Source organism: Ruminococcus callidus ATCC 27760 (assembly GCF_000468015.1).
Taxonomy (GTDB): domain Bacteria; phylum Bacillota; class Clostridia; order Oscillospirales; family Ruminococcaceae; genus Ruminococcus_C; species Ruminococcus_C callidus.
This window is the reverse complement of sequence record NZ_KI260444.1, coordinates 1-2,458: the sequence shown is the minus strand read 5'-3', so window position 1 is coordinate 2,458 and position 2,458 is coordinate 1. Positions and strand designations below refer to the sequence as shown.

At 44.7% G+C, this 2,458-nt stretch carries 3 protein-coding genes; all 3 read left to right on the top strand.

What is annotated here, in order from left to right; all coding sequences use genetic code 11:
• The first annotated feature begins 672 nt into the window (after window positions 1-672).
• On the top strand, window positions 673-1,224 hold the full coding sequence (locus tag RUMCAL_RS14720; protein WP_051343810.1) for an AAA family ATPase: 552 nt from the start codon (window positions 673-675) through the stop codon (window positions 1,222-1,224).
• Window positions 1,191-1,727, top strand: a complete 537-nt coding sequence (locus RUMCAL_RS16880) for an AAA family ATPase (RefSeq protein WP_084194407.1) — start codon at window positions 1,191-1,193, stop codon at window positions 1,725-1,727. Before RUMCAL_RS14720 ends, RUMCAL_RS16880 begins: the two co-directional genes overlap by 34 nt.
• A 583-nt stretch (window positions 1,728-2,310) precedes the next feature.
• A partial coding sequence (gene tnpA, locus RUMCAL_RS16875; RefSeq protein ID WP_021682794.1) for an IS66 family insertion sequence element accessory protein TnpA occupies window positions 2,311-2,458 on the top strand: 148 nt, incomplete at its 3' end.

Here is a 2,458-nt window from a genome sequence, read left to right as displayed (position 1 = left end):
TGAATCTTTGTCTAACTTTTTGGGGTCAGTTCAATGTGTTGTCCTGCTCCACTTTTCTTTTTTGATGTTTTGGGGTCAAATTGGGGTCAAAATCGGTTTTTCTGTAAAAATGCAACAAAAACCGAGCCAAAAACTCACCTCACAATATTTGACAAATGCTCTAGAATAGAGCATAATAAAAAAGAACATTCAGGCAAATCAACAGCTAAACTTGCACCTCCAGCTGTTTCACTTGCTTGAATGTTCTTTTCCATTTGGTTGCGGGAGCCAGATTTGAACTGACGACCTTCGGGTTATGAGCAACTCTAACGCAAGTGAAAAATCCCATGCAACACAATCATTTTTCGATTTCACATGCTTCTTTTGCCGACGAGATGACGACGCAGATGTCGACTTAAGCAGTGCAATGACAAAATGAGGCACACACTTTCCGCTGTTCCTTGAAAAGTGTTTCTACAAACACGGGAAATATTTTTGAATGAACAGCTTTTGCTATCTAATAACAGCCAGTGAGAAAAGTGATGTGTCTTTGCACAATGCTTTTAAAATATGCCCTATCAATCCCCCACATTCAAAAAAGCCGCAAATCCAGTTGCTTTTTCCGCAAGAACATGGTATAATAACAATAACAAGAACCCCGGTAAAATTGCAGAAACAAGCAGAGGTGAGAACATGAAACACAAGCCCTTGCCAATTGGCGTAGAGGATTTCAAGCGGCTGGTGGACAACGGGTACTACTTTGTCGATAAAACACTGATGATAAAGGAACTCCTGGAAAACAAGGAAACCGTCAATCTTTTCACCAGACCAAGAAGATTCGGCAAAACACTCAACATGAGTATGCTGCAGCGATTCTTTGAGGCAACTGAGAAAAGCAATGCCTATCTTTTTGACAGCTTAAAAATCGCAGCATATCCGGAGTATATGGCGTATCAGGGAAAGTATCCGGTAATCAGCGTTTCGCTGAAAAGCATGAAACAAGCCAGCTACACAAATGCTTTTTATATGTATAAAAACTTGATTGCAAAGGAATATGAGAAGCATAAAATCATTTTAGAATCCAATAAGATTTTAGATTCAGAAAAAGAAGTATTCCAAAACATTATGGAGCAAAGAGCAGACCAAAATGTTTACCTGAATTCTATCCGAACCTTATCCGACATTCTGGCAAAATACTATAAAAAAACGTCATCATTCTCATTGACGAGTACGATGTACCATTAGAAAACGCCTACCATGAGGGCTTTTACGATGACATGACGAACCTGATTCGCAGCTGCTTTGAGTCTGCCTTAAAAACCAACCCCTCGCTGGAATTTGCAGTTCTGACAGGCTGTCTGCGGGTATCCAGAGAGAGCATTTTCACAGGCTTGAACAACCTGAAAACTTACTCCATCACGAAAAACAAGTTCTCCCAGTATTTCGGATTTACCCAGGAAGAAATGCAAGAAATTTTGCAAAACTTCTCCCTGGAACAGTATGCCGGAACAATCGCAAAATGGTATGACGGCTATCGGTTCGAACTGACGGAGATCTATAACCCGTGGAGTGTTCTCAATTGCATTGACTCCTACCTGCAAAACGACATGGTTGCCGATCTCGCCATCTGCCAGCTCCAACACACAATGCAGGATCAAAATGCCTTGCCCCTGTTCCGGCAGACTGGCAAAGGCAGCGGCCACCAGTTCGTCCCGGATATGCAGGGTGTAGCCATAGACCGTGAATAGGATGCTGTCGCTTGGGTATTCGTCTACCGTGCAGAGCTTGTCCAATTCTTGCTGCGATAAGGCGATGAACTCGATTTCTCGGTTCCGCTGGCGGCCCAAATCTCGCAGGTGGGTTCTGGCCTCATTGCGGAGAACGGTTTTGCAGAAAGCGTCAAACCGGCAGCGTTCTCCATAACCATCAGGAGTGTACTTCATCTTCTCACCCCCGATCTGCGGGAGAATGAGAAGCCGGGGCCGGTTGCGTCGCCCCCTGTGTCTATGTTGCTGCGGCAGCTTCGGCCCACACCGAAAAACCGCAGGAAACGACAAAATTCGCCCGGCAGGTCGTAGACCCACCGGGCGAAAATTAAATTGATATGAAGTTTCCTTACATAGTATAGTTCATATTGTTGGCCGGAGCTGCCCCCTGTTAGGTACAGGCTTTTTTTAATAAGCTATGCTTTTGAAAAACAGGATATATCAGCATGGCGGCTCCCTCCGTGGGCCGTCGATCGTAACCGCCAACCACACCCTAACGTTGATTCGGCACTAAAAAAGCGATAAAATAGTTCCAAAGGGATTTACCCCGAAAGGAGCTGAGAATATGCCAACGATCAGAGAAGTAAAAACCGAGCTTCGTCACAGGGAGTGGGCAGAGCAGATACAGGAATGCCAGAGCAGCGGTATGACCGTAACTGCTTGGTGCAAGGAAAAAGGTATCAGCCAGCACACATACTACTCACGCCTGAATG